Source organism: Streptomyces sp. NPDC007162 (genome assembly GCF_040634175.1).
Lineage (GTDB): Bacteria > Actinomycetota > Actinomycetes > Streptomycetales > Streptomycetaceae > Streptomyces.
The window spans coordinates 1-25,244 of the sequence record NZ_JBEYFC010000082.1 but is presented as its reverse complement, the minus strand read 5'-3'; the positions used below and the strand labels follow the sequence as shown (position 1 = coordinate 25,244).

General features: G+C 68.8%; 21 protein-coding genes. 8 read left to right on the top strand and 13 right to left on the bottom strand.

Going from position 1 to position 25,244, the window contains the following annotated elements; all coding sequences use genetic code 11:
• Nucleotides 1–803: ATP-binding protein (locus tag ABZ646_RS12875; protein WP_360516909.1), on the bottom strand; the 803-nt coding region annotated here is incomplete at its 3' end.
• Between the two features lie 136 nt (nucleotides 804–939).
• The gene (locus ABZ646_RS12870; protein ID WP_360516906.1) at nucleotides 940–1,368 is read right to left on the bottom strand and encodes an ATP-binding protein; all 429 of its coding nucleotides are present in this window, start codon (nucleotides 1,366–1,368) and stop codon (nucleotides 940–942) included.
• A 151-nt stretch (nucleotides 1,369–1,519) separates the two neighbouring features.
• Between ABZ646_RS12870 and ABZ646_RS12865 the strand changes: the two genes are divergently transcribed.
• On the top strand, nucleotides 1,520–2,386 hold the full coding sequence (locus ABZ646_RS12865) for a helix-turn-helix transcriptional regulator (RefSeq protein WP_360516903.1): 867 nt from the start codon (nucleotides 1,520–1,522) through the stop codon (nucleotides 2,384–2,386).
• Nucleotides 2,383–2,595, top strand: coding sequence for a DUF397 domain-containing protein (locus ABZ646_RS12860; protein ID WP_360516900.1), 213 nt, complete (start codon nucleotides 2,383–2,385; stop codon nucleotides 2,593–2,595). Before ABZ646_RS12865 ends, ABZ646_RS12860 begins: the two co-directional genes overlap by 4 nt.
• A 7-nt stretch (nucleotides 2,596–2,602) precedes the next feature.
• Here ABZ646_RS12860 and ABZ646_RS12855 read toward each other — a convergent pair whose 3' ends face one another.
• From ABZ646_RS12855 to ABZ646_RS12840, 4 genes are all read right to left on the bottom strand, one after another.
• Nucleotides 2,603–4,171 (bottom strand): class I SAM-dependent DNA methyltransferase, encoded by a 1,569-nt coding sequence (locus ABZ646_RS12855; RefSeq protein ID WP_360516915.1) that lies wholly within the window; start codon nucleotides 4,169–4,171, stop codon nucleotides 2,603–2,605.
• Nucleotides 4,172–4,197: 26 nt separating this feature from the next.
• On the bottom strand, nucleotides 4,198–5,613 hold the full coding sequence (locus ABZ646_RS12850) for a restriction endonuclease subunit S (RefSeq protein ID WP_360516912.1): 1,416 nt from the start codon (nucleotides 5,611–5,613) through the stop codon (nucleotides 4,198–4,200).
• Between the two features lie 8 nt (nucleotides 5,614–5,621).
• Complete coding sequence (locus ABZ646_RS12845; RefSeq protein ID WP_360516897.1) at nucleotides 5,622–9,257, bottom strand: DEAD/DEAH box helicase family protein; 3,636 nt, start codon at nucleotides 9,255–9,257, stop codon at nucleotides 5,622–5,624.
• A 132-nt stretch (nucleotides 9,258–9,389) separates the two neighbouring features.
• Entirely contained in the window at nucleotides 9,390–9,584 is a 195-nt protein-coding gene (locus ABZ646_RS12840) for a hypothetical protein (protein WP_358986881.1), read from the bottom strand.
• A 190-nt stretch (nucleotides 9,585–9,774) separates the two neighbouring features.
• On the opposite strand from ABZ646_RS12840, the gene ABZ646_RS12835 reads away from it, so the two are divergent.
• Nucleotides 9,775–11,895 (top strand): prolyl oligopeptidase family serine peptidase, encoded by a 2,121-nt coding sequence (locus ABZ646_RS12835; RefSeq protein WP_360516892.1) that lies wholly within the window; start codon nucleotides 9,775–9,777, stop codon nucleotides 11,893–11,895.
• A 152-nt stretch (nucleotides 11,896–12,047) separates the two neighbouring features.
• Here the strand turns inward: ABZ646_RS12835 and ABZ646_RS12830 are convergent, their stop codons facing one another.
• Genes ABZ646_RS12830 through ABZ646_RS12810 form a run of 5 tightly spaced genes read right to left on the bottom strand, consistent with a single transcriptional unit; the run spans nucleotide 12,048 to nucleotide 17,621 of the window.
• Nucleotides 12,048–13,121, bottom strand: coding sequence for a dipeptide ABC transporter ATP-binding protein (locus ABZ646_RS12830; protein WP_360516889.1), 1,074 nt, complete (start codon nucleotides 13,119–13,121; stop codon nucleotides 12,048–12,050).
• Complete coding sequence (locus ABZ646_RS12825; RefSeq protein ID WP_360516886.1) at nucleotides 13,114–14,088, bottom strand: ABC transporter ATP-binding protein; 975 nt, start codon at nucleotides 14,086–14,088, stop codon at nucleotides 13,114–13,116. Before ABZ646_RS12825 ends, ABZ646_RS12830 begins: the two co-directional genes overlap by 8 nt.
• 4 nt (nucleotides 14,089–14,092) lie before the next feature.
• Nucleotides 14,093–15,073 carry an ABC transporter permease gene (locus ABZ646_RS12820; RefSeq protein ID WP_360516883.1) on the bottom strand — a complete coding sequence of 327 codons (981 nt, stop codon included), beginning with the start codon at nucleotides 15,071–15,073 and terminating at the stop codon, nucleotides 14,093–14,095.
• Complete coding sequence (locus tag ABZ646_RS12815; RefSeq protein WP_360516880.1) at nucleotides 15,066–15,989, bottom strand: ABC transporter permease; 924 nt, start codon at nucleotides 15,987–15,989, stop codon at nucleotides 15,066–15,068. The genes ABZ646_RS12820 and ABZ646_RS12815 overlap by 8 nt, the downstream gene beginning before the upstream one ends.
• 6 nt (nucleotides 15,990–15,995) lie before the next feature.
• Complete coding sequence (locus tag ABZ646_RS12810) at nucleotides 15,996–17,621, bottom strand: ABC transporter substrate-binding protein (RefSeq protein WP_360516877.1); 1,626 nt, start codon at nucleotides 17,619–17,621, stop codon at nucleotides 15,996–15,998.
• 251 nt (nucleotides 17,622–17,872) lie between these two features.
• On the opposite strand from ABZ646_RS12810, the gene ABZ646_RS12805 reads away from it, so the two are divergent.
• Genes ABZ646_RS12805 through ABZ646_RS12785 form a run of 5 tightly spaced genes read left to right on the top strand, consistent with a single transcriptional unit; the run spans nucleotide 17,873 to nucleotide 23,776 of the window.
• Entirely contained in the window at nucleotides 17,873–19,744 is a 1,872-nt protein-coding gene (locus tag ABZ646_RS12805; protein WP_360516874.1) for an ABC transporter substrate-binding protein, read from the top strand.
• Between the two features lie 3 nt (nucleotides 19,745–19,747).
• Nucleotides 19,748–20,851, top strand: coding sequence for an ABC transporter permease (locus ABZ646_RS12800; RefSeq protein WP_360516871.1), 1,104 nt, complete (start codon nucleotides 19,748–19,750; stop codon nucleotides 20,849–20,851).
• On the top strand, nucleotides 20,848–21,783 hold the full coding sequence (locus ABZ646_RS12795) for an ABC transporter permease (protein ID WP_360516868.1): 936 nt from the start codon (nucleotides 20,848–20,850) through the stop codon (nucleotides 21,781–21,783). Before ABZ646_RS12800 ends, ABZ646_RS12795 begins: the two co-directional genes overlap by 4 nt.
• Nucleotides 21,780–22,778 (top strand): ABC transporter ATP-binding protein, encoded by a 999-nt coding sequence (locus ABZ646_RS12790; protein ID WP_360516865.1) that lies wholly within the window; start codon nucleotides 21,780–21,782, stop codon nucleotides 22,776–22,778. Before ABZ646_RS12795 ends, ABZ646_RS12790 begins: the two co-directional genes overlap by 4 nt.
• On the top strand, nucleotides 22,775–23,776 hold the full coding sequence (locus tag ABZ646_RS12785) for an ABC transporter ATP-binding protein (RefSeq protein ID WP_360516862.1): 1,002 nt from the start codon (nucleotides 22,775–22,777) through the stop codon (nucleotides 23,774–23,776). Before ABZ646_RS12790 ends, ABZ646_RS12785 begins: the two co-directional genes overlap by 4 nt.
• A gap of 106 nt (nucleotides 23,777–23,882) precedes the next feature.
• On the opposite strand, the gene ABZ646_RS12780 is transcribed toward ABZ646_RS12785, so the two are convergent.
• The gene (locus ABZ646_RS12780; protein WP_360516859.1) at nucleotides 23,883–25,031 is read right to left on the bottom strand and encodes a dipeptide ABC transporter ATP-binding protein; all 1,149 of its coding nucleotides are present in this window, start codon (nucleotides 25,029–25,031) and stop codon (nucleotides 23,883–23,885) included.
• The coding region (locus ABZ646_RS12775) for an oligopeptide/dipeptide ABC transporter ATP-binding protein (protein WP_360516856.1) at nucleotides 25,024–25,244 on the bottom strand (221 nt) is incomplete at its 5' end. The genes ABZ646_RS12780 and ABZ646_RS12775, both read right to left, overlap by 8 nt.

Here is a 25,244-nt window from a genome sequence, read left to right as displayed (position 1 = left end):
GCCACGGGATGTTGGAGAAGGTCCGCATGCCCGGTCGAGAGCAGCCTGCCGAAGAGATCCACTCGGAGGGTGACCAGTACACGGACCGCCGGGTCCTGTTCCACGCAGGTACGCAACGCATCCAGAAACTGGGCGCGTTCCCGCTCCCCCGCCAGGGTGACGATCTCCTCGAACTGGTCCACGACGAGAAGTAATCGCCGGAACCGACTGCCCCGCAGCTTCGACAACTCGGCTCGCAGCACGCCCGGCCCCTGGCGCAGCCTGCGCAGTACGGCGCTCGCGGGCTCCTGCCCTCCGCCGGCCGCCACCAGCGCGCCCGCGAGCGCGCCCATCGGACTCGCGCCCGGTGCGAAGGCCGGTACGACGGTCCAGCGACGCTCCCGGAGCCGCGGCATCACCCCAGCCCTGACCAAGGAGGACTTACCGCTCCCCGAGGCCCCGACCAGCACGAGGAACCGCTCTGCCGGTCGGGTGGCAGTTGCATGCAGCCTGCGGGTCAGCTCGACTGCCTGCGCCTCCCGCCCGAAGTACACAGCGGCCTCGTCCTCGCCGAAGGCATCGAGCCCCGGGTACGGCACCCGATCACGAGGCCACTCGATCCGGGGCGGTGCGGGGTTCTCCAGCCGATAGACGACGACCTGCCCGACCACGAGTGCCACGATCAGCACGGCGATGGCCGGAACGGAGAAGCGGCGAATCAACTCAAGCGCCCACGGGGCCCTGTCGGTATTGGTCGCGTAATTGGTGGCGATCCCGAGTACGCAGGCGACCAGTGCCAGCAGGATCTGGAGCACGACCTGCATACGGTTCCTCATCGAGTACCGCCCACCCCCGTCGCTCCGGACTCGTCCATGACCATCTTCCGGGGGCTGGCATGAGCGTTCAACGGCACGTACGGGTTTCAGCCACGCGTGGCAGACCGGGCAGCATGCTCCCGCCTCAGGACGACACCTTCACCTCGGACCAGACGTTCTTACGCGGGTACGGGCCGTGCGCGACGCCCCAGCGGTGGGCAAGCGCGTCCACCAGGAGGAGACCTCGGCCGGATTCAGTGTCGGGGTCTGGATGCTGGACATGGGGAAGCCGGTCTCCGCAGGTGTCGGTGACCTCGATGCGGAGGGTGTCGCCGACGACGTAAAGGGTGAGCCGGAAGTCTCGTCCCGGTACTCGGCCGTGGTTCGCCGCGTTGGCCGCAAGTTCGCCAACGAGGTGCGCCGCCGGATCCAAGGGGAGCCCCCAGGAGCGGAGTTGTTCAGTGGCGAGCTGCCTGGCGAGACGCGCGCCGCGGGGTGTCGGTGACAGCAGCACGCTGTAGTTGCGAACCGGGGTGGCGGGGAGCGCCTCGGAGGGGGCGGTTTCTCGAATCACGTCACTCAGCGTGGCTGCATTCGCCTACCGTGAACAGTGACGACGCTGTTGCGTAGGGTCACTGTCCAACGGTTGTCCAGCGGTGTCCACGCTGTCGACCGGGGCCGTACGGGTTAGGCGTCGCTGCGAGTTCGTACACGGAGGGTGCGGGATGGCGACGGACGTCGAGGTCATGAGCGAGGCGGACGAACCGGGATGGGAGGTGGACCCGGACGACGACTGGGGGCTCGCGGTCATCGCGACCGTGGGGCGGCAGTTGAGGCTGCGGCGCGAGGCGACGGCGATGCGAGTCCCCGACTTCGCCAAGGCGATTGGCTACGGCGAGGACCTGATCTACAAAATCGAAGCCGGGAAGCGGATTCCCAGGCCGGAGTTCCTGGACAAGGCCGACCAGGTGTTGAGGGCGGACGGGTTGATCGCCGCCATGAAGGAAGACGTGGAGAAGGTCCGATACCCGAAGCAGGTGCGGGATCTGGCGACGTTGGAGGCCAGAGCGGTTGAACTGCTCTCGTACGGCAGCCACGCCCTGCATGGCTTGCTTCAGACTGAGGAGCATGCAGGAGCGCTGCTGCGGACACGACGCCCCTCGCTCCCGGAGGAACGACTGACCCAGGCAGTAGCCGCCCGTATGTCCCGGAAGTCGATCTTCGAACGCTCACCTGCCCCCGAACTCAGCTTTGTCCTGGAAGAGGCGACGCTGAAACGCCCAATCGGAGAGAGGATGGTGCAGCGAGGGCAGCTCCAGTACCTCCTGGACGTAGGGCAACTGCGGAACGTCAAAATTCAGGTGATGCCGACAGAACGCTGGGACCATCCTGGTACCGGCGGCCGGATCCAAGTGCTGAAGTTCGCGGACGGTACGGCAGTTGGGCGCATGGATGACGAGTTCAACGGTCGGCCGGTCTCCGATCCGAAGCAACTTCGTATCCTCGAACTGAGCTATGGGATCATCCGGGCCGAGGCTCTGACCGTACGGGAGTCACGGGCCTTCATCGAGCTACTGCTGGGAGAAACATGATCCGCAAGGCCTCTGCCGGAGCCTCTTCCGATTTGGTGTGGTTCAAGAGCAGCTACAGCGACACCAGCAACCCGAACGACTGTGTTGAGGTGGCCAACACCGCGACCACCATCCACGTCCGCGACTCCAAGCACGCCGAAGCCAGTCCGCGCCTCGCGCTCTCACTCAAGGCCTGGGCCGACTTCGTGCCGTACGCGTCCGAGAACTGAGGGCCGACTACTCGACCTCTGCCTCCGGAACGTCGACCTCACCACCCAGTGAGCGCGCGATGGCGGTGAACTCGTTCAGCGCGGCCTGGAGGTCACGGACGATCTCCTCGGCGATGACCTCGGGCGGCAGGCCGCTATCGGCATCGTCGAGAGCGGGGTCCTTCATCCACGTGATGTCGAGGTTGACCTTGTCGCGAGCGATCAGGTCGTCGTAACTGAACTTCTTGAAGGGCCCGTTGTCGTCCTCGGACTCGACGCGGGAAGAGCGGGGCTCACCGGGCCGGTAGGCCGTCACGAAGTCGTCGAGGTGGGCTCGGGTCAGCGGCCGCTGCTTGAGGGTGAAGTGCTGACCGGTCCGGAAGTCGTAGACCCACGTCTCGGTGGTGTGGGGCTTGCCGTCCGCGCGTGGGGGTTTCTTGTCGAAGAAGAGGACGTTGGCCTTGACACCACCTGCGTAGAAGATGCCAGTGGGCAGCCTCAGGATGGTGTGAAGGTCGAACTCATCCAGCAGCTTCCGCCGTACCTTCTCGCCGGCGCCCCCCTCGAAGAGCACGTTGTCGGGAAGAACAACGGCGGCACGGCCGCCAACGGCCGTGAGCGACATGATGTGCTGCAGGAAGTTCAGCTGCTTGTTGGTGGTCGTGGCGGTGAAGTCGTCACGGTCGTACTGAATGTCTTCCTTCTCGACCTCGCCGTCCTGACCGACGACAGTGATCGCGGACTTACGACCGAAGGGCGGGTTGGCAAGAACGAGGGTGGCGTGCTTGCCGCTGGGCTTGTCGGCGAGCGCGTCACCGACGTGGATGAGGCTCGGCCCGTCGCTCTTCCCGATGCCGTGGAGGAGCATGTTCATCGCGGCCAGGCGGGCCGTGCCGGTGACGAGTTCGTTGCCCCAGATCTTGCGACCCTCGTCGTAGGCCTTCCGCTCTTCCAACGACATCTTCTTCATATGGTGGTCGCGGATGTAAGAGTGGGCGGCGATGAGAAAGCCGCCAGTCCCGCAGGCCGGGTCGGTGATGGTGTCGTCGGGACCCGGTCGAGTGACATCGACCATGGCGTCGATGAGAGCGCGGGGCGTGAAGTACTGTCCGGCGCCGGTCTTGGTGTCCGAGGCTCCTTTGGAAAGCAGACCCTCGTAAGCATCGCCCTTGAGGTCGGTGCCGGTCACGGTCCACTCTTCGCGGCCGATCAGTTCAACGACCAGCTTCTCCAGGAGGGCTGGCTTGGTGATCCGGTTCTGGGCGTCGGCGAAGATCGTACCGATGGTGGTGTCGGGGTGGCGGCCGAGGTGCTCAAGCACGTTCCGGTAGTGCTTATCCAACTCTGGGCCGCGCTTGCCGACGAGCGACTTCCAGTTGTAGTCAGCAGGGACGATGGCACTAAGGTCCTGCCCGTCCCAAGGGTCGTTCTCGATCTCGTCGACCATCTTGAGAAAGAGCAGATAGGAGAGCTGCTCGACGTACTCGATGGTGGACATGCCGTTGTCGCGGAGAACGTTGCAGTAATTCCAGAGCTTCGAGACAAGCGTGTTCGTCTGCGCGACGGCCTTGGCCGCCTTCTCAACCGAACCGTTCACGGGCTGCTGGGCATCTGTGGAGGCGGTCACAGGTCGAACTCCTGCTGTACGGCTAGGACGGGGGTGGGCGTGGGTTCGGGAGCAGGCTCGGTGGCTGCGGCGGCACCGGGGACGAAGACTCCCTTAGTCGCTGCCTTGCGGGAACGCGTAGCTTTAGCCACTCGGTACGCAATGCTGCTGCGCGCCAACGCGGCGGACGCGTGCTCATCCCCGGCTCGCGACGGGACCAGGTTGCCGGTGAAGGCGCGTTGCAGGAGGGCAGTCTGAAGGCCCCTGGCGCGCTTCAGGCCATTGTTGATCTCGTGGTCCATAGCAGCCACACCGCTCAACAGTGCATCACAGCGTTGAACGAGCTCCTCTTGGACGTCCAGGGGAGGAATGGGGAATTCGACCGCCTTGAGGCGCTTAGCGGATAGGTGAGCAATATTGGTGGTAATTCGAACCTCTTGCATGAATCGCTTCGCGTGCAAGTGCCTCCGAAACACAAGCAACGCCCACTCAGGTAGTACTCCAGTACCAGCCTTGAAACGAAGTAGGCTGTTCGTGAACGCAACCTCCCGAGGAAACCCTCGGTAGAGCGCGGGGCGCCCGACGAGATGCGGGCTCTGCCCTTCATTAAGCAGTACATCGCCCGACTTCAACCGATACTTTTCCCACACCCCGGAGAAATCCATCTCCATGACGTCGGCGGCGTCGATGCGATCCTCAAATACATTGGCAACCCTAAGGTACCGACGCATTTCCGGACCGTGATGCCAGTCAGGGTGACGAGCACGCCCAAGTTCGAGAGTGCCCGCCTGTTCAACGGTAGCCAGTCGCCAAGATCCCGGAAGTTCCTCTGGAACAGACGAGATCAAGATTCTCTTCCGAAGCCCATCAAGCCGTTTCTGCGTCCGTCGCAGTGTCGCTACTCCGGCGTCCAACCGGGACAACTGCTCTTCGAGGACCTCGACAATGCGATGCTGCTCCGCAAGTGGCGGCAGTGGTACCGGCACCTCGCGCAAGCGCTGCTGCGGCAAGTGCTTGATGGTACTCCCAGTCGCGAATCGCGCCAGAACCCCGACCCCAGCGACGTATTCGAGATAGTGACGCAAATACCTGTTATCCAGAGCTCGCGAGGGACGCACTCGATGCAACGCCTTCTGAAAAGCGATCGGCTCATCCCTGTTCCAGATAGCGCAGCGGCCGATCTCGCCGCCTTCACACACGACTAGGTCACCTTTGGACACCGTGAATCGTGGAAGCTCGTCCGGCTCGATGTCCATCGTCAACAGATCGTCGGTGTCGATCTGCCCCCACTGCACATTGACGTTGCGCAGGTACTGAACGGGATGCCGACCAGTGGACTGCTTCTTGTCCAGCATCTTCCCGAGCGCCGTGTCAGCAACGTCCCCCAGCTGAGCCCAAACCCACCCCGCCGGAAGCTCTCTCTCCCCGTCCACGCCCACGCTCAACCCAGTTCCCGATTCAGCTCATCCAACAATTCCAACGCCGCGTCCTTGTCCCCGAACGCCTGCATGAAGCCCCTGCCTCCGCCGCGCTCGGTGAACGGTGCGGCCCCGAAGTCTCCCGGCTCTATGCCGACGTCGACGGCGATGGCGTCCTTTATCCGCTCCAGCCACCACAGCTGGTCGTCCGTGAACTCCACGCCCGCCTGTCGCTGCCGCAGCAGCCAGCCTTCGAAGCGCTCCTCGACCACCGTACGGTACGGAAGGAGCTCCTCGTCGGCGCCGAGCTCGAAGCGGATGAGGCGGACTAGGTCGCCGAGGCCCGCCTCCTTGCCGGGGCTGGCGGCGGCGCGGCCGAGCTGCTCGTAGTGGTCCCAGAGGACACCCGTCGTCCAGGAACGGTTCGTCGCGCGGATCCGGCCCGCCAGCTCCCGCAGCGCGTCACGCGCCTCGCGCGGGCTGACCCGCGCGCCGCTGCCCAGCGCCACGCGAATCGCCACGTCCTCGTCCCGCTGCTCCTTCGTGAGGAGCGAGTGCCACTCGGCGAGCTCCTTGGCCGCGCGCTCCGTACGCGGTATCTCCCGCATCGCGGTGACCCGGACCTCGGTCGTCTCGTCGTACGTCAGGTCCTGCTGGTGCCTGATCTCCAGGATCAGCTTGCGCAGCTCGGGCCGGGAGGTCAGTGGCGCCACCGCGTCCTGGACCAGCTTCCTGGCCAGTTCGGGGCCGCCGTCATGCCGTGCCTGGTCCTGGGTGTCGACGTCCACGGCGTCTGTAATCCGGCGGGCGAGATCGGCAAGGCTGACGCCGCCGGACGTCTGGGCCAACAGGCCTCGCTCCTCCGCGCCCAGCTGGCGGTCGATGCGGGCCAGCCGGCGCGCCAGTGTCTCCGCCTCGTCCGCCGTGAGCGACCGCGTTCCCGCCTTGTCCAGCAGTTTCACCAGCGAGACGCTCTTCTCCCCCGCCGGGATGAGCGGGCGGGCGTCCACCAGAGGAGAGTCGGTCACGCCCACCGCGTCGATCAGGACGAAACGGTCCTTCGTCAGGTCCGGCGCCGCCTCTGGGGTCACCGCCTTCAGCTCGTCCGCGTCGATGGAGCGGGCACCGCGGCCCTTCATCTGCTCGAAGAGCACCGGGCTCTTGATCGACCGCAGGAAGATCACGCATTCCAACGGCTTCACGTCCGTCCCCGTGGCGATCATGTCGACCGTGACCGCCACCCGAAGGCGGGGCGAGTTACGCAGGTCGTTGATCAACGTATCGGGGTCGTCACCGTTCTGGCGCGACTTATATGTGATCTTCTTCGCGAACTCGTCGCCCCGCCCGAAGACTTCCTTGACCTGCTTCAGCACTTCCTCGGCATGGTCGTCGCCAGCCGCGAAGACGAGGGTCTTGGGCAGCTCCGCGCGGCCAGGGAACCAGCGCTTCCAGTTGTTCCGGTAGGTCGTCAGCACTGCCCGGATCTCGTCCTCGGTGATCACCGTGCGGCCGAGCTGCGCGACGGTGTACTCGAAGTCCTCGTCCAGTTGCTCGTAGCGCTGGGTACGCGTCTGGCGGTCCCGGATACGGACGGTCGTACCCTTCTCGATCTTCGCCCCGCCGTCCTCGCGGATCGTGGTGTCGAGACGCACGATGTCGAAGTCGACGTTGACGCCGTCCGCGACGGCCTGCTCGTACGTGTACTGGGACACCATGTTGTTGTCGAAGAAGCCCTGGGTCTGGCGGGTGGGCGTGGCCGTCAGGCCGACCAAGTGGGCGTCGAAGTACTCCAGGACACCGCGCCAAAGGCCGTAGATCGAGCGGTGGCACTCATCGATCACGATCACGTCGAAGGACTCGATCGGGACGTCCGGGTTGTACTCGACGGTGATCGGCTCGTCGGCCGCGTAGGTCTCGTCCAGGTTCGAGGTGTTCGCATCGGTCGCGGTGGCCGCCTCGGCCGCACCGCCAGACTTCGTCTCGTCGCTCTCCGGTTCGTCCGTCTCCGGACCGTCCGGCAGCTCCTCTCCCTTGAGGAGCGCGTACATCCGTTGGATCGTGGAGATCACGACCGCCGACGTGTCCTGAAGTCCACTCCGCCCCAGCATGTCGACGTTGTAGAGGTCGGTGAGCTTCCGGTTCTCGTCGGGGGTGCGGTACTTGTCGAACTCCGCGTGAGCCTGCCGTCCGAGGTTGTTGCGGTCGACGAGGAAGAGGACCCGGCGGGCGCCCGCGTGGCGGAGGAGCCGGTAGGTCTCCGTGACGGCCGTGAACGTCTTTCCCGCGCCCGTGGCCATCTGGATGAGGGCGCGCGGTCGATCGGTCGCCAGGGAGCCTTCCAGGCCCGTGATGGCGTCCACCTGGGCCATGCGGAGGCCGTGTGTCTCCAAGAGCGGCATGCTCGTGCGGAGGGCCGCGCGGAAGGTGGGCACGTCCGGTTCCGCATCGGCCCGCTTCATCCATGCGGCGATGGTCTCGGGGCGGTGAAAGGCGAAGACCTCGCGGGAGCGTGCGTGAGGGTCGACGCGGTTGAGGAAGTACGTCTCTGCACCGGTGCTGACGTATCGGAACGCGAAAGGCTCGTCGCGGCGCCACACCGCCATCGCATGCTCCTTGAGCACACCGGCCGCGTACCGCTCGTTCTGCGCGAGGGCACCTGCCAGGGCCGTGCCCTCGCGCTTGGCCTCGATGACTCCGACGATCTTCCCGTCGACGTAGAGGACGTAGTCGGCACGCCCGGTGGCGAGCGTGAACTCCTCGACGGCGACGCCCTTGGCCGCCAGCGGGTTCGTGTCCGCCTTGCTCTGGATCAGCCAGCCCGCCTTCGTGAGCATCGCGTCGATCTTCTTGCGTGCCTGCACCTCGTTGAGCGGCGCGGGGCGCTGCGCGCGCTCCACGATCGCGTCACGGGCCGCGGAGGCGATCCTCCGGGGCTGAACACGCTCCCGGTCGTACCGCTGCTGGTGAGCCACCCGCAGCTCGGCGACCTGTGCCCGCAAGTCCTCTATCTGGGCGGCGTATTCCGACTTCGCGCGCTGCACGCTGGCGATGAGTTCCTCGGCCTCGCTACGGGCCCGACGCTCGGCCTCAAGGCGGTCGCTGGTCTCGGAAAGCTTGACGCGCGACTGCGCAAGCGCGCGACGATGCCCCTCCAGGGCCTCCTGAAGTTCCGAGATCTCTTCGGGGTCGGCGGACTGCACATCCGTGGGAAGTGTCGGCGGAACGAACGCCGACACGGTTCGCTTGCCGCCCATTGCGCGGTCGAAGAGATCGCCGAGCCGCCAACACAGCTCCAGCGCTTCGAGCGCCTTGGTCGTGTCGAAGAGGTGGTTGTGCGCGGCGTCGTTACGGCCTCTGCGCAGCTTGTCGAAGGCTTCGCGGCTCCAGCCGATGAGCACACCTGCCCGGGTGAGCGCGTTGAGGCGGTCGAACTGGGTCGTGCCCTGGACACGCGTGCCTGTGCGGGTGACGAACTCCTCGGCCAGCACCTCGCCGAACTGGCCGGCGCTCACGTAGGCGGCGTTCGGGTTGGTGAAGACGGTCAGCTCAGCCTGCGAACCATAGATGGCCAGCAGCGGCTGATAGCTGTACAGACGCCCGAAGTTGGGCGAGGCCTTCGCCAGCTGCCGAAGCCGGTCGTCGATGTTCTGCCCGTCCACGCGCCCCCGCCTCAGCCATCGCCCGTACCAGGATGGACAAGCTTACGGAGGAGAAGGCGGGGAAGCAGCGGAATAGGACAGGGGGAAGCGCGTCTCCAGTGGCTCTTGATCGCGGAGACGCGGACGCGCCCGTCAGAACTTGATGCTTCCGATCATGCTGGCGACGTTCGTCGTCAGGTCGTGGATCGTCGGCGCGACGGTCGAGGAGGCGAGATAGAAACCGAGCAGCATGCACACCACGGCATGCCCGCCCTTCAGACCCGACTTCTTGATCAACAAGAAGACGATGATCGCCAGCAGCACCACCGCCGAAATCGAGAGTGCCACGGCGGCTCACCTCCAAAGATCCCAGGGACGCGGGGGGTTCGGACTATGGGGGTTGTAGATCGGTACAGCAGTTCCACGCTCAAGCCAGCAGGTTCATACCCATCCAGCGGTAGTGATCATAACTATGCGTGCTCGCGCATCGCTCGGCGCACAGCCGCACAAGGGGGCGCATGGCCAATATGGTCAGGGCATGACGACCGAGGCTGTCTCATTCCCCCGCCGGCACGCCCGCACCCAGCGTTTCACGCTCGGCGCGCCGCGCGCGTTCACCGTGGCCCCCGACGGCTCCCGGGTGGCCTTTCTGCGTTCCGGCTCCGGTACGGACCGGGCCAACTCCCTGTGGGTCCTCGATGTGCCGAGCGGCGAGGAACACCTCGCGGCGGACCCGCGCACACTGCTCGGCGGCGCCGAGGAGCACCTCTCGCCTCAGGAGCGGGCCCGCCGCGAACGCAGTCGTGAGGGCGGCGCCGGCATCGTCGGCTATGCCGCCGACGCAGCCCTGGAGTTGGCGTCTTTTGCCTTGTCAGGGCGGCTTTTCACGGCAGAGCTCAGGGTCGGCACGGCACGCGAACTCACCGTCCCCGGACCGGTGATCGACCCCCGCCCGTCCCCCGACGGCCGTCATGTCGCGTACGTCGCACAGGGCGCCCTGCGCGTGGTGGGCGCCGAGGGCGGGGGCGACCGGGCGCTCGCGGAGCCGGAGTCGGATCAGGTCACCTACGGATTGGCCGAGTTCGTCGCGGCCGAGGAGATGGGGCGTTCGCGCGGATTCTGGTGGTCGCCCGGGTCGGACCGGCTGCTCGTGGCGCGGGTGGACGACACGCGGGTGCAGCGGTGGTGGATCGCCGACCCCGCCCATCCCGAGCGTGACCCACACCACGTCGCGTACCCCGCGGCGGGCACGGCGAACGCGGACGTACGACTGTTCCTGTACGACCTCGACGGGGAGCGCACAGAGGTCTCGTGGGACCGGGCACGCTACCCGTACTTGGCGCATGTGCACTGGTCAGACGCAGGTGCACCGCTGCTGCTCGTACAGGCGCGCGACCAGCGCAGCCAGCTGTTCCTCGCCGTGGACCCGGGGTCCGGGGCGACCCGGATGGTGCACGCCGACGAAGATCCAACATGGCTTGAACTGTTCGCCGGAGTGCCCTGCTGGAGCCCCGCAGGACGCCTGGTCAGGATCGCCGACGAGGGCGGCGCCCGGGTCCTCGCGGTGGGTGAACGACCGCTCACCGGAGCCCAGTTGCACATCCGTGCGGTACTGGACGTGACCAGCGACGACGTGCTGGTCTCGGCGTCCGCCGGCGAGGAGGCCGAGGCCCCCGAGATCGGCGAGGTGCACGTCTACCGGGTCAGCGAGCTCGGCGTGGAGCGCGTGTCGCAGGAGCCCGGCGTGCACACGGCGGTTCGCGCCGGGGGCGTGACCGTATTGGTGTCCGCCACACTGGACCGCCCCGGCGCCCGTGTCCAGGTACTGCGCGAGGGCAAGCACCTGGCGACTCTCGCCTCGTACGCCGAAGATCCCGGTTTGTCCCCGCGCGTGACGCTCACCCAGGGGGGCGCACGGCGAATTCCGTGCGCCGTGCTTATGCCACGGGACTACCACGGGGACACTCCCCTTCCGGTGCTGCTCGACCCCTACGGAGGTCCGCACGGTCAGCGGGTGGTCGCCGCGCACAACGCCCACCTCACCTCGCAGTGGTTCGCCGACCAGGGCTTCGCAGTGCTCGTCGCCGACGGCCGGGGCACCCCGGGCCGCTCCCCCGCCTGGGAGAAGTCCATCAAGGACGACATCGCCGCGATCGTCCTCCAGGACCAGGTCGACGCGCTCCAGGCGCTCGCCGCGGACTTCCCCCTCGACCTCACCAGGGTCGCGATCCGCGGCTGGTCGTTCGGCGGCTACCTCGCCGCCCTCGCGGCCCTGCGCCGCCCGGACGTCTTCCACGCGGCGGTGGTCGGCGCCCCGGTGACCGACCTGCGCCTGTACGACACCCACTACCAGGAGCGCTACCTCGGCGACCCCGGCGAGCAGCCGGAGGTGTACCGCCGTAACTCGGTGATCGGCGACGAGGGCCTGACCGAGGCGGCCGAACCGCACCGCCCGATGATGATCGTCCACGGCCTCGCCGACGACAACGTGGTGGTGGCCCACTCGCTGCGGCTGTCCTCGGCGCTGCTCGCGGCGGGCCGCCCGCACGAGGTGCTGCCCCTGTCGGGCGTCACGCACATGACCCCGCAGGAACAGGTGGCGGAGAACCTGCTCCTGCTCCAGCTGGACTTCCTGAAGCGGTCGCTGGGGCTCGGGTAGGGGTACGGCAACGGGCCGGGACGACATGGCGCGTCCCGGCCCGTTCACGGCACCCGCACGGCCGTACGCTGTTCAGCGTGCCGCGTCCGTATATCGGGACCGGGTCGGCCAAGTTGCCTGCGTGTTAACGCGATTACACCCCTTACGTCCCGCTATGCACCCCCGTCGACAAGATCGTCCGGCGCTTCCGCCGCCGGTTCCTCCGGTGGCACCACCCTCTTCTCCTCGGCGAAGTGACAGGCCGAGTCGTGCGCCGCCGGCCCCGACGCGAACCGGAACGCGGCGGGCACGGCGAGCTCCGGCACCTCCAGCGCGCACCGCTCCTGCGCCTTCCAGCACCGCGTGCGGAACCGGCACCCCGACGGCACGTTCGTCGGCGACGGCACGTCCCCGCTCAGGATGATCCGCTCCCGGTGCTCGCGCGCCTCGGGGTCCGGTACCGGCACCGCGGAGAGCAGCGCCTGGGTGTAGGGGTGGGTCGGGTGGTCGTAGATCTCCTCGTCCCTGCCGGTCTCCACGATCCGCCCGAGGTACATCACGCCGACCCGGTCCGAGATGTGCCGCACGATCGACAGGTCGTGGGCGATGAAGACGTAGGACAGGTCGAAGTCGTTCTGGAGCCGGTCGAGCAGGTTGATCACCTGGGCCTGGACCGAGACGTCCAGCGCGGAGACGGGCTCGTCGGCGACGATCACCTCGGGGCGCAGCGCCAGCCCCCGGGCGATGCCGATGCGCTGCCGCTGGCCGCCGGAGAACTGGTGCGGGTAGCGGTTGATGTACTCGGGGTTGAGGCCGACCACGTCCAGCAGTTCCTGGACGCGTCTGCGCCGGTCGCCCTTCGGGGCCACCTCGGGGTGGATGTCGAAGGGCTCGCCGATGATGTCGCCGACGGTCATCCGCGGGTTGAGCGAGGTGTACGGGTCCTGGAACACCATCTGGATGTTGCGGCGGACCGCCTTCAGCGCGCGCCCGCTCAACCTGGTGATGTCCTCGCCCTTGTACTTGATCGACCCGGCCGTCGGCCGCTCAAGATTGACGAGCATCTTGGCAACGGTCGACTTGCCGCAGCCCGACTCCCCGACGATCCCGAGGGTCTCTCCCCTGTTGAGCACGAAGTCGACACCGTCGACAGCCTTGACCGCACCGACCTGCTTCTTGAACAGAATGCCCTGAGTCAACGGATAGTGCTTGACCAGTCCCTGCACCTCGATGAGCGCCTCAACCATTGACGCACTCCCTCCAGAAGTGACAGGCGCTCCCCCGGTACTGGTCCACCTCGTACAGCGGCGGCACGTCGGTGCGGCACACGTCCCGGGCCATGGGGCAGCGCGGGTTGAAGGCGCACCCCGGAGGGATGTCCATGAGGTTGGGCGGCAGGCCCTTGATGGCGTAGAGCTCCTGGCCCTTCTGGTCCAGGCGCGGGATGGAGTCGAGCAGTCCGCGGGTGTACGGATGCGCGGGCGCCTTGTAGATGTCGTGCACGGGTGCGGACTCGACGATCCGTCCCGCGTACATGACGGCGATGCGGTCGGCGACGTCCGCGACCACGCCCAGATCGTGGGTGATGAGGATCAGCCCCATCCGGTACTCGCGTTGCAGCTCCGCGAGCAGGTCCATGACCTGGGCCTGCACGGTGACGTCCAGGGCGGTCGTCGGTTCGTCGGCGATGATCAGGTCCGGTTCCAGGGCCAGCGCCATGGCGATCATGATGCGCTGACGCATACCGCCGGAGAACTGGTGCGGATAGTCCCGCACCCGCTGGGCGGCGGCCGGGATCCGCACCCGGTCCATCAGCTCGACGGCCCTGGCCCGCGCGTCCTTCTTCGACATGCCCCGGTGCACGACGAACATCTCGCCGAGCTGGTCGCCCACGCTCAGCACCGGGTTCAGCGCCGACAGCGCGTCCTGGAAGATCATCGCCATCCCGGCGCCCCGGATCCTGCGCCGCTCCTCCTCCTTCAGCTTCAGCAGGTCCCGCCCCTGGAAGAGGATCTCGCCGCCGCTGATCCGCCCCGGCGGCACGTCGAGGATCCCCATCACGGCCTGCGCGGTCACCGACTTCCCGGACCCGGACTCGCCGAGCACGGCCAGCGTCTCGCCCGCGCCGACGGCGTACGAGACCCCGTTGACCGCCTTCGCGACCCCGTCCCTGGTCCGGAACTCCACGTGCAGGTCCCGCACTTCGAGCAGCACGCGCTCACCTCAGCTTCGGGTCGAGGGCGTCGCGCACCGCGTCGCCGAGCATGATGAAGGCCAGGACGGTGATCGCGAGGGCCCCGGAGGGCCACAGCAGCGCGTGCGGCGCGTTGCGGACGTACGGGGAGGCGGCGGAGATGTCGATGCCCCAGGAGACGCTGGGCGGCTTCAGACCGACGCCGAGGTACGACAGGGTCGCCTCCAGCGCGATGTACGTGCCGAGCGCGATGGTCGCCACCACGATCACGGGTGCCACGGCGTTGGGCGCGATGTGCCGCAGCAGGATGCGCGAGGGGGAGGCGCCGAGGGCGCGGGCGGCCTGCACGTAGTCGTTCTGTTTCGCGGTGATCACCGAGCCGCGGGCGATCCGGCAGACCTGCGGCCAGCCGAGCAGCACCATGAAGCCGATGACCGGCCAGACGGTGTTGCTGGTCACCACGGACAGCAGGACGAGGCCGCCGAGGACGACCGGGATCGCGAAGAAGACGTCGGTGATCCGGGACAGGACCGCGTCCCAGCCCCCGCCGAAGAACCCGGCGAGCCCGCCGAGCACCGACCCGAGCAGCGCGACCCCGAGCGTGGCGCAGACGCCCACCGTGACGGACGTACGGGCCCCGTAGACGGTCCGCGTGTAGACGTTGCAGCCCTGGCCGTCGTAGCCGAAGGGGGCGCCCGGCTGGGAGCCCTCCTGGGCCTTGGCGAGGTCGCACTGGAGGGGGCTGCCGGAGGCGATCAGGGACGGCCACAGGGAGATGACGACCAGGAAGAGGATGACGAGGGCGGAGATGACGAAGACCGGGTTGCGGCGCAGGTCCCGCCAGGCGTCGGACCACAGCGAGCGGGGTCGGGCGGCCGGGCCGGTGCCGAGCGGGCCGCCCGGTGTCCGCTCCAGCGTCTGCGCCTCGGTGGTCGCGAGGTCCATCGCCCCGCCCGCGCCGGTTCCCGCGATGGCCCGGTCGGGCTCGAACGGCTGCTCAGGCATAGCGGATCCTCGGGTCGAGTACGGCGTAGAGGAGGTCCACGAGGAGGTTGGCCACCAGGAACACCAGGACGAGGACGGTCACGAAGCCGACCACCGTCTGGGTGTTCTGCCGCAGGATCCCCTGGTACAGCTGGTAGCCGACGCCGTGGATGTTGAAGATCCGCTCGGTGACGATGGCGCCGCCCATCAGCGCGCCGATGTCGGTACCGATGAAGGTGACGACGGGGATGAGGGAGTTGCGCAGCAGGTGCCGGGAGACGACCCGGTGCCGGGGCAGGCCCTTGGCGACGGCCGTCCGGACGTAGTCGCTGCGTCTGTTCTCGGCGATGGAGGTCCGGGTCAGCCGGGTGACGTAGGCGAGGGACACGGAGGCGAGGACGAGGCCGGGCACGATCAGCTCGCCGAAGCCGGCGTCCGGGGAGACGGAGGGCCTGATCCAGCCCCATTCGACGCCGAGCAGGAGCTGGAGCAGCAGGCCGGTGACGAAGGTCGGTACGGAGATCACGACGAGGGTGGCGAGGAGGACGCCGGTGTCGACGGGCCGGCCGCGGCGCAGCCCGGTGAGCACGCCCAGCGTGATGCCGATGACGATCTCGAAGAGGATGGCCACGACCGTCAGCCGGACGGTGACGGGGAACGCGGTGGCCATCAGCTCGGTGACCGGCTGCCCGTTGAACGCCGTACCGAAGTCACCGGTGAACACGTTCCCCATGTAGGTCAGGTATTGCTGCCACACCGGCTTGTCGAGTCCGAACTCCCTTTTCAGCTGGGCGGCGGTCGCCGGGTCGCAGGCGCGCTCGCCGCACAGTCCGGCGATCGGGTCGCCCATGACGTTGACCATCAGGAAGATCAGCAGCGTGGCCCCGACGAACACCGGGACCATCTGGAGCAGCCGCCGGACCACGTAGCGCCCCATGCCGGGTCAGCTGACCTTGATCTCGTTGTAGACGGGGACGCTGAAGGGGTTGAGCGCGACGTTCGACAGCCGGTCCGAGTAGCCGGCGCTGCCGTTCTGGTACCAGAGCGGGATGGCGGCCATGTTGTCGCGGACGACCCCCTCGGCCTGCTGGAAGGTGGCGACGGCCTTGGCGGTGTCGGTCTCGGCGTTCGCCTGGTCGACGAGCTTGTCGAAGTCCTTGTTGGACCACTTGCCGTCGTTGGAGGAGGCGTTGGTGTAGTAGAGCGGCTGGAGGAAGTTCTGGATGAGCGGGTAGTCCATCTGCCAGCCCGCGCGGAACGGGCCGCTCATCTTGTGCTGCCCGATCTGGTTGCGGAAGTCGGCGAACGTGCCGATCGGGTTCCCTACGCATGCCTTGTCGTTGCCGAGCGCGTTGTTGATGGAGTTGCACACGGCGTCCACCCACATCCTGTGCGAGCCGGTGTCGGCGTTGTACGTGATCTTGACCTGGCCGCCCGGCAGCCCTCCGCCCTCCTGGATCAGCTTCTTGGCCTGGGCCGGGTCGTAGTCGCAGGCGCTCCCGCACAGCCCCTCCTTGAAGCCGCCCTCGGCGCCGAGCACCGGCGAGGTCCAGTCGGTGGCGGGGGTGCGGGTGTTGTGGAAGATGGTGTCGGTGATCTGCTTGCGGTTGATGGCCATGGAGAGGCCGGTGCGGACCTTCTCCGCGCCGCTCTTGTTCCAGGCGCCGTCGTAGTAGGGGAAGGCGAGGGTCTGGATGATGCCGGCCGGGGTGTTGATGTAGCGGCCGGCGAGGTCGGCCTTGACGTTCTTCAGCTGTGTGGCGGGCACGTCGTCGACGAGGTCGAGGTTGCCGGCGATCAGGTCGGTGTAGGCGGTGTCGCTGTCGGTGTAGACCTTGAGGGTCACGCCGTCGTTCTGCGCCTTGTCGTCCCCCGGGTACAGGGCCCACTTCCTCAGGTTCATCTGCGAGCCCTTGGTGTACGACTCGATGGCGTACGGGCCGTCGCCGACCGGCTGTTTCAGCCAGTCGGCGTGGTCGGTGAAGAAGGCCTGGGGCAGCGGCGCGAAGGCCGCGTAGCCGAGGGTGTCGGGGAAGCTGGAGAACTTCTGGTTGAGCCGGACGGTGAACGTCCTGTCGTCGACGACCTTCAGTCCGGAGAGGGTGTCGGCGCTCTGCGTGCCGCTGTCCGGGTGGACCTTGTCGTAGCCCTGGATGTAGCCGAAGAAGTAGGCGTTCTTCTGGTTGTTCTTCAGGCTCGCCCCGTAGTTCCAGGCGTCGACGAAGGACCTGGCGGTCACCTTCTCGCCGTTGGAGAAGGTCCAGCCGTCCCTGAGGGTGATCGTGAAGTTCTGCGAGTCGTTCGTGTCGATCTTCGCGGCGAGCATGTTCTGGGCCTTGCCGGTCTTCGGGTCGTACTTCTTCAGCCCCCGGAAGATCATGTCGAGGACCTTGCCGCCCTGGACCTCGTTGGTGTTGGCGGGCTCCAGGGGGTTCTGGGGGTCGCCCCAGGAGGAGCTCAGCACGCCGTTCTCGCCGCCGCCACCGCTGCCGCCGCCCCCGCAGGCCGTGGCGGTCAGCGCCACCACCACCGCGCAGACCGCCCCCCGGGCGTGCGTCGCTGAACGCATGGCGTGCCTCCTCCGTGCAGGGTGGTGGTCCCTTACCGCGGTTCCCTACCGGTCAATATCATCAGAAATGCTGCATAACGCACATTTGCTTCGCCCATCCGCAGCAGGACCCACCCGAAGGGGTGGTGCCGCCTTTTCTGCAGGCCACACCGGCCCCACGCGCCGTTGACGCACCCTCAGTGCCGCTGATAGACACACCCGGACTCCGAACAAGCCGTATCTGTGCGAGCAATGACGCGAGGTCACCCCCCATGAGCTCACAAGCCCGGCACCGCGCAAGGCGTTCACACCCGAGAACCCGCCGCCTCCGGGCACCCCGGCCGGTGGCGGCCGCCGGTGCCCTGGCCCTGACCTTCTCGGCGGTGCTCGCGACCCCGCTCGACCCGTTACCCCAGCAGGCTTCGGCCGCCACCGGCGACAAGGTGCTCACCGTCGCGGTCGCCCAGAGCGTCGACTCGCTGAGCCCCTTCCTGGCCATGCGGCTGCTCAGCACCAGCGTCCAGCGGCTGATGTACGAGTACCTCACCGACTACGACCCCGGGGACGCGCACCCGGTCCCCGGTCTGGCCACCAAGTGGTCCGCGTCCGCCGACAAGCTCACCTGGACGTACACGATCCGCTCCGACGCGAAGTGGTCGGACGGGCAGCAGGTGACCGCCGAGGACGCGGCGTGGACGTTCGACAAGCTGATGACGGACCCGGCGGCCGCCACCGCGAACGGCAACTTCGTCACCAACTTCCGCCGGGTGACGGCGCCGAGCCCCACCCGACTGGTCATCGAACTGAAGAAGCCGCAGGCCACGATGACCGCACTGGACGTGCCGATCGTGCCCGAGCACATCTGGAAGAACGTCGCGGACTTCTCGAAGTTCAACAACGACAGCACATTCCCCGTCGTCGGCGACGGGCCGTTCGTCCTCACCGCCTACAAGGCGGACAGCTACGTCCGGCTCAGGGCCAACAAGGACTTCTGGCGCGGCGCCCCCAAGTTCGACGAGCTGGTCTTCCGGTACTACAAGGACCAGGACGCCGCCGTGGCCGCCCTGCGCAAGGGCGAGGTCTCCTTCGTCGCGGGCGCACCGGCCCTGACACCCGCCCAGGCGTCCTCGCTCCAGGGACAGAAGGACATCCACGTCAACGACGCCCCCGGCCGCCGCTTCTACGCCCTCGCCACCAACCCCGGCGCCCGCGCGAAGAACGGCCAGAAGTTCGGCGACGGCGACCCCTCCCTGCTCGACGAGCGGGTGCGGCACGCGCTGTTCATGGCCGTCGACCGGAAGACCATCGTCGACAAGGTGTTCCAGGGGCACGCGGCCGAGGGCCAGGGCTACATCCCGCCGCGCTTCACCTCGTACTTCTGGAAGCCGTCCGCGAGCCGGCAGCTCGCCTACGACCCCGCGGCGGCCGCCCGCCTCCTCGACCAGGCCGGCTACCGCAAGAACGCCGACGGCAAACGGGTCGGCAAGGACGGCAGGCCACTGCACTACCGCGTCCTGTGCCACGCCACCGACCCCAACGACAAGGCCGTCGGCCAGTACCTCAGGGAGTGGTGGGCCAAGCTCGGCATCGGCATGACCCTCGACTGCCTGGACAACGTCACCGACCCCTGGCTCGCCGGCCGGTTCGACCTCGCCTTCGACGGCTGGTCCGTCAACCCCGACCCGGACTACGTGCTGTCCATCCACACCTGCGGCGCCCTGCCCGCCACCCCGAAGGACACCGGCCCGACCGACGACTTCGTCTGCGACCGGACGTACGACGGCCTGTACGCCCGGCAGCTCGCCGAGTACGACCCCGGCGCACGGGCCGCCCTGGTCAAACAGATGGAGTCACGGCTGTACGACCTGGGGTACATGAACGTCATGGCGTACCCGAACGCCGTCGAGGCCTACCGCACCGACCAGATCAAGTCGATCGAGACGATGCCCAGGGCCGCCGGCAACATCTACGGACAGGACGGCTACTGGAGCTGGTGGTCGGCGGTGCCGGCCGACTCCACGGGCTCCTCGGGAGGCGGCTCGACCGGGGTCGTCGTCGGGGTCGTCGCGGGGGTGGTGGTCCTCGCCGGGGCCGGGGTGTTCCTCGCGCGGCGCCGGCGCGCCACGGCGGACGACCGCGAGTAGCCCATGCAGCCGACCGCTCCCGACACGCCGCCCCCTCCCGACGCGCCGTCCACGCCGTCCACGCCGTCCGGCCCGGACGCCGAACCGGTCTCGGCCGGTCCGCCGCCGCGCGGACCGCGGGCGCGCACGACCGCCGCGTACCTGCGCTACGGCGCGGCCAAGGCGGGCGGCGCCGCCGTCTCGCTGCTCGCCGTCCTCGTCACCGGCTTTTTCCTCTTCCGGCTGATCCCCGGCGACCCGGTCCGGACCATGACGGGCGGCCGGCCGATCTCGGCAGCCCAACTCGCTCAGTACCGGAAGGAGTTCGGGCTCGACCTGCCGATGTGGGAGCAGTTCACGGACTACTGCCGCAAGACGCTCACCGGCGACCTGGGGACGTCGTACCAGTTCCACACCCCGGTGGTCGACAAGATCGGCGAGGCGCTGCCGAACACCCTCCTGCTGACCGGCACCGCCTTCGTGATCTACACCGCGCTCGGTGTGTTCCTCGGCACCCGCTCGGCGTGGCGGCACGGGCGGCTCGGCGACCGGCTCAACACCGGTCTGGCGCTGACCCTGTACTCCGTCCCGTCGTTCTGGCTGGGGCTGCTGGCCATCATCGTGTTCGGGGTGGGCCTCGGACCCGTTCCCGGGCTGTTCCCGACGGGCGGCATGGAGTCGGGCGGCGCGCAGGGCTTCGCCCGCGTCCTCGACATCGCCCACCACCTCGTGCTGCCGGTGCTCACCCTGGTCGCGGTCGAGTACGGGCAGACGCTGCTGGTCACCCGCTCGGCGCTGCTGGCCGAGATGGGCAGCGACTACCTCACCACCGCCCGCGCCAAGGGGCTGCGGGACGACCTGGTGCGCCGCAGGCACGCGGTACCGAACGCGCTGCTGCCCACGGTCACCCTGGTCTTCGTCAACCTCGGCCGGACCGTCGCGGGCGTCATCCTGGTCGAGACCGTCTTCTCCTGGCCCGGTCTCGGCGGCCTCTTCTACCAGGCGCTGAGCGTGCCCGACCTGCCCCTGGTGCAGGGGCTGTTCCTCTTCTTCGCCTCGGCGGTGATCATCATGAACACGCTGGCCGACCTGCTCTACCCCCTGCTCGACCCCCGGGTGGGCCGATGACGACCGACGCCACTCCCCCGACGCCGCGGGCCGGCGTCGCTGTCGGGCGCAGGGCCTTGGTCTGGCGGCGGCGTCGGGCCTCTGTCGTGCGGTTCGTCCGGGAGTACCGGACCCATCGCGCCGGACTGGCCGGGCTGGCCGCGCTCGTCCTGTTCGCCCTGGTGGCGCTGACCGCGCCGCTGACCGTCGGGTCCGGTGTGACCGGGGTGACCGACGCGCCGGGCGGTCCGCTGCAGGCGCCGAGCGGCGAGTTCCCGCTGGGCACCGACCGGTTCGGACGCGACCTGCTGGGCCTGGTCGTCTGGGGCTCGCGGGTCTCCCTGCTGGTCGGGCTGCTGGCCGCGGTGCTGTCGGTCGTGATCGGCGCGGTCGTCGGCATCACCGCCGGGCACTTCCGCGGGGCGTACGCGACGGTGCTGATGCGGATCACCGACTGGTTCCTGGTGATGCCCGCACTGGTGCTCGCCATCGCGCTGGCCACCGTGATGTCCCGGTCGCTGGGCACGGTGATCCTCGCCATCGGCGTCACCTCCTGGCCGACGACGGCCCGCCTGGTGCGCGCGGGGACCCTCGCGGTGGAGTCCCGCCCCTACATCGAACGGGCCAGGGCGCTGGGCGGCGGTCACTGGCACGTGATGACCCGGCACGTGCTGCCCAACGTGCTGCCGCTGGTCCTCGCCCAGACCACGCTGATGATCTCCTCGTCCATCCTGGCCGAGGCGACGCTCGCCTTCCTCGGCCTCGGTGACCCGACGGTCGTCTCCTGGGGCGGACTGCTGCAGGACGCGCGGGAGGCCGGCGCGGTCAGCGCCGGGGACTGGTGGTACCTGATCCCGCCGGGCATCGCGATCGCGGCGGTCGCGCTGGCGTTCACGCTGTGCGGGCGCGCGGTGGAGTCCGTCCTCGACCCCAGGCTGGGGGCGGCGCGTTGACCCTGCTGGAGGTCCGGGACCTCGAGGTGACCTACCCCGGCGGAGCGGCCGCGGTGCGGGGCGTGGACCTCTCGCTGGCGGCGGGCCAGAAACTCGGCGTCGCGGGCGAGTCGGGCTGCGGAAAGTCCTCGCTGGCGCTCGCACTGCTCAGGCTGCTGCCGGCCGGTACGCGGGTCTCCGGGAAGGTCCTGCTGGACGGGGAGGACGTGCTGACCATGCGCTGGGGGCGGGTGCGGGCGGTGCGCTGGGCGGGCGCCTCGATCGTCTTCCAGGGCGCGATGCACTCGCTCAACCCGGTGCACCGGGTCGGCGACCAGATCGCCGAGCCGGTCCTGCTGCACCGCGGGGCCACGGCGGCCGCGGCCCGGCGGCGGGCCGGCGAGCTGCTGGAGCACGTCGGCCTGCCGGCCTCCCGGGCGGCCGCGTACCCGCACGAGCTGTCCGGCGGGCAGCGCCAGCGCGTGATGATCGCCATGGCGCTGGCCTGCGACCCGCGGCTGATCATCGCCGACGAGCCGACCACGGCCCTGGACGTGATGATCCAGGCGCAGATCCTGCGGCTGATCCAGCAGCTGGTGGCGGAGCAGGAGGTGGGCCTGATCATGATCAGCCATGACCTGGCGGTGCTCGCCGACACCTGCGACCGGCTCACGGTGATGTACGCGGGCCGCGTCGTCGAGGACGGTCCCGCCCGTCAGGTCTACGACGACGCCCGGCACCCGTACGCCAGGGCGCTGTCGGCGGCGTTCCCGCGGATCGGCGACCCCGCCTCCAGGTTCGCGCCGCACGGCCTGGCCGGGGACCCGCCCGACCCGTCGGCGCCGCCGGCCGGCTGCGCGTTCCGTCCGCGCTGTCCGGTGGCGCTGGACGTGTGTGCCACGCGGGACCCGCTGCTGCGGGACGCCGGGCCACAGCGCCGGGCCGCCTGTGTGCACGTGGGGGCGGCGGTGCCGGGACCGGCCGCCCCGGCCGAGGACACGAGGAGCGCTCCATGACGACGACACCGCCGCCACCGCCGCCGCTGCTGAGCGCCCAGGGGCTGCACGTGGTCTTTCCCGGACGGCACGGCGCCCCCGGGGCGCGGGCCGTGGACGGCGTCGAACTGGACATCCGGCCGGGCGAGATCGTCGCGCTGGTCGGCGAGTCGGGCTGCGGCAAGACGACGCTGGCGCGCTCGCTGCTCGGCCTGGTGAAGCCGTCCGGCGGACGGATCACCTTCGCCGGGCAGCCCCTGGAGTACACCTCACGGGCGCTGAAGGCGTACCGCGGCCGGGTCCAGCTGGTGCTGCAGGATCCGACCGGTTCGCTCAACCCCCGGCACACGGTGTACGACGCGGTGGCCGAGGGGCTGCGGATCCACGGCCGTACGGGCAACGAGCGGGCGGCGGTCGCCGAGGCCCTCGCCCACGCGGGACTGCGGCCGCCGGAACGCTTCTTCCTGCGCTACCCGCACCAGCTGTCCGGGGGGCAGCGCCAGCGCGTGGTGATCGCGGGCGCGCTGGTCCTCGAACCCGAACTGATCGTCGCCGACGAGCCGGTGGCCTCCCTCGACTCCTCCGTGCGCGGCGAGATCCTGGCCCTGCTGCTGCGGCTGCGCGCCGAACTGGGCCTGGCCGCACTGGTGGTCACCCACGACCTGGGGCTGGCCTGGAACATCGCCGACCGGGTCGCGGTGATGTACCTGGGCCGGATCGTGGAGACGGGGGACGTCGAACAGGTCCTGACGGCGCCCCGGCACCCGTACACCCAGGCACTGCTGTCGGTGCTGCCGGAGGCGCCGGGCGAGCCCGTGGTGCTGACCGGCGAACCCCCGGACCCCTCCCGCATCCCCGCGGGCTGCCGTTTCCACGCCCGCTGCCAGATTTTGGCGAGCGGCGCGGCGGACCGCGCGGGCGTCGCGGACGCCTGTCGCGGCGAGGACCCGCAGGTGCTGCCCGGCACGGGCGCCCACCAGGCGGCCTGCCACTGGGCACGGGCCGGGATCACGGCGTGAGGCGGCACCGGGCCGCCGGCACCCCGCCCGTGGCCGCTGCCCGGAACACGCCGGTTCCCGGTATCCCTGCGGGGATACCGGGAACCGTGGCGGTGGTGCCGGGGCGTCAGGCCGCGTGGACGATGTCCTTCTCCTCGGCGAAGTGGCAGGCCGACTCGTGGGCCGCCGGGGAGTCCGAGCCCTTGAAGCGCTCGGGGATCGCCAGCAGCGGGGCCTCCTCGGCGCACTTGTCCTGGGCCTTCCAGCACCGGGTGCGGAAGCGGCAGCCGGACGGCGGGTTGGCCGGGGACGGCACGTCGCCGGTCAGGATGATCCGCTCGCGCCGCTCACGGTCCTGCGGGTCCGGCACGGGCACGGCCGACAGCAGCGCCTGGGTGTAGGGGTGCGTCGGGTGCTCGTAGATCTGCTCGTCGGAGCCGATCTCGGCGATCTTGCCGAGGTACATGACCCCGACCCGGTCCGAGATGTGCCGGACGATCGACAGGTCGTGCGCGATGAAGATGTAGGAGAGGTTGAACTCGTCCTGCAGCTTCTCCATCAGGTTGATGACCTGTGCCTGGACGGACACGTCGAGCGCGGACACCGGCTCGTCGCAGATGATGATCTCCGGGTTGAGCGCCAGGCCGCGGGCGATGCCGATGCGCTGCCGCTGGCCGCCGGAGAACTGGTGCGGGTACCGGTTGATGTACTCGGGGTTCAGGCCGACGACGTCGAGCAGTTCCTTGACCCGCTTACGCCGGTCGCCCTTGGGGGCCACCTCGGGGTGGATGTCGAAGGGCTCGCCGATGATGTCGCCGACCGTCATCCGGGGGTTGAGCGAGGTGTACGGGTCCTGGAAGATCATCTGGATGTTCCGGCGGACCGCCTTGAGCGCCCTGCCGGAGAGCCTGGTGATGTCCTGGCCCTTGTAGAAGATCTCGCCGGCCGTCGCCTGCTCCAGGTTCATCAGGAGCTTGGCCACCGTCGACTTGCCGCAGCCGGACTCGCCCACGACTCCCAGGGTCTCGCCCTGGTAGAGGTCGAAGGTGACGCCGTCGACGGCCTTCACCGCGCCGATCTGCCGCTTGAAGACGATGCCCTGGGTCAGCGGGAAGTGCTTGACCAGGTTGCGCACCTGGAGGATCGGTTCGCCCCGGTCCACCGGAGCGTCCAGGGCAGCCACCGCCTCGGCCTCGGAGTGGACGTCCGTGACCTCCACGTCGGAGACGTTGGGCGTGGCGTCCGCCGGCTCGCCGGCCTTGGTCGACTCAGCCACTGATCGTCTCCTTCCAGAAGTGGCACGCACTGGCGCGGCCCGGCAGTTCCGTGCCGTCCGGCTCGGTCACCGGGACCAGCAGCGGACGGTCGGTGCGGCAGATGTCCTGCGCCCTGTCACAGCGCGGGTTGAAGGCACAGCCGCTGGGCACCTTGAGCAGGTTGGGCGGCAGGCCCTTGATGGCGTAGAGCTCCTGGCCCTTCTGGTCCAGGC

Bases quoted from the DNA above. Each gene is read 5' to 3' on its own strand.
- ABZ646_RS12865 (WP_360516903.1), top strand. From the start codon at position 1,520: ATGGCGACGGACGTCGAGGTCATGAGCGAGGCGGACGAACCGGGATGG.
- ABZ646_RS12810 (WP_360516877.1), bottom strand. From the start codon at position 17,621: ATGCGTTCAGCGACGCACGCCCGGGGGGCGGTCTGCGCGGTGGTGGTG.
- ABZ646_RS12815 (WP_360516880.1), bottom strand. From the start codon at position 15,989: ATGGGGCGCTACGTGGTCCGGCGGCTGCTCCAGATGGTCCCGGTGTTC.
- ABZ646_RS12785 (WP_360516862.1), top strand. From the start codon at position 22,775: ATGACGACGACACCGCCGCCACCGCCGCCGCTGCTGAGCGCCCAGGGG.
- ABZ646_RS12795 (WP_360516868.1), top strand. From the start codon at position 20,848: ATGACGACCGACGCCACTCCCCCGACGCCGCGGGCCGGCGTCGCTGTC.
- ABZ646_RS12800 (WP_360516871.1), top strand. From the start codon at position 19,748: ATGCAGCCGACCGCTCCCGACACGCCGCCCCCTCCCGACGCGCCGTCC.
- ABZ646_RS12805 (WP_360516874.1), top strand. From the start codon at position 17,873: ATGAGCTCACAAGCCCGGCACCGCGCAAGGCGTTCACACCCGAGAACC.
- ABZ646_RS12820 (WP_360516883.1), bottom strand. From the start codon at position 15,073: ATGCCTGAGCAGCCGTTCGAGCCCGACCGGGCCATCGCGGGAACCGGC.
- ABZ646_RS12860 (WP_360516900.1), top strand. From the start codon at position 2,383: ATGATCCGCAAGGCCTCTGCCGGAGCCTCTTCCGATTTGGTGTGGTTC.
- ABZ646_RS12835 (WP_360516892.1), top strand. From the start codon at position 9,775: ATGACGACCGAGGCTGTCTCATTCCCCCGCCGGCACGCCCGCACCCAG.
- ABZ646_RS12830 (WP_360516889.1), bottom strand. From the start codon at position 13,121: ATGGTTGAGGCGCTCATCGAGGTGCAGGGACTGGTCAAGCACTATCCG.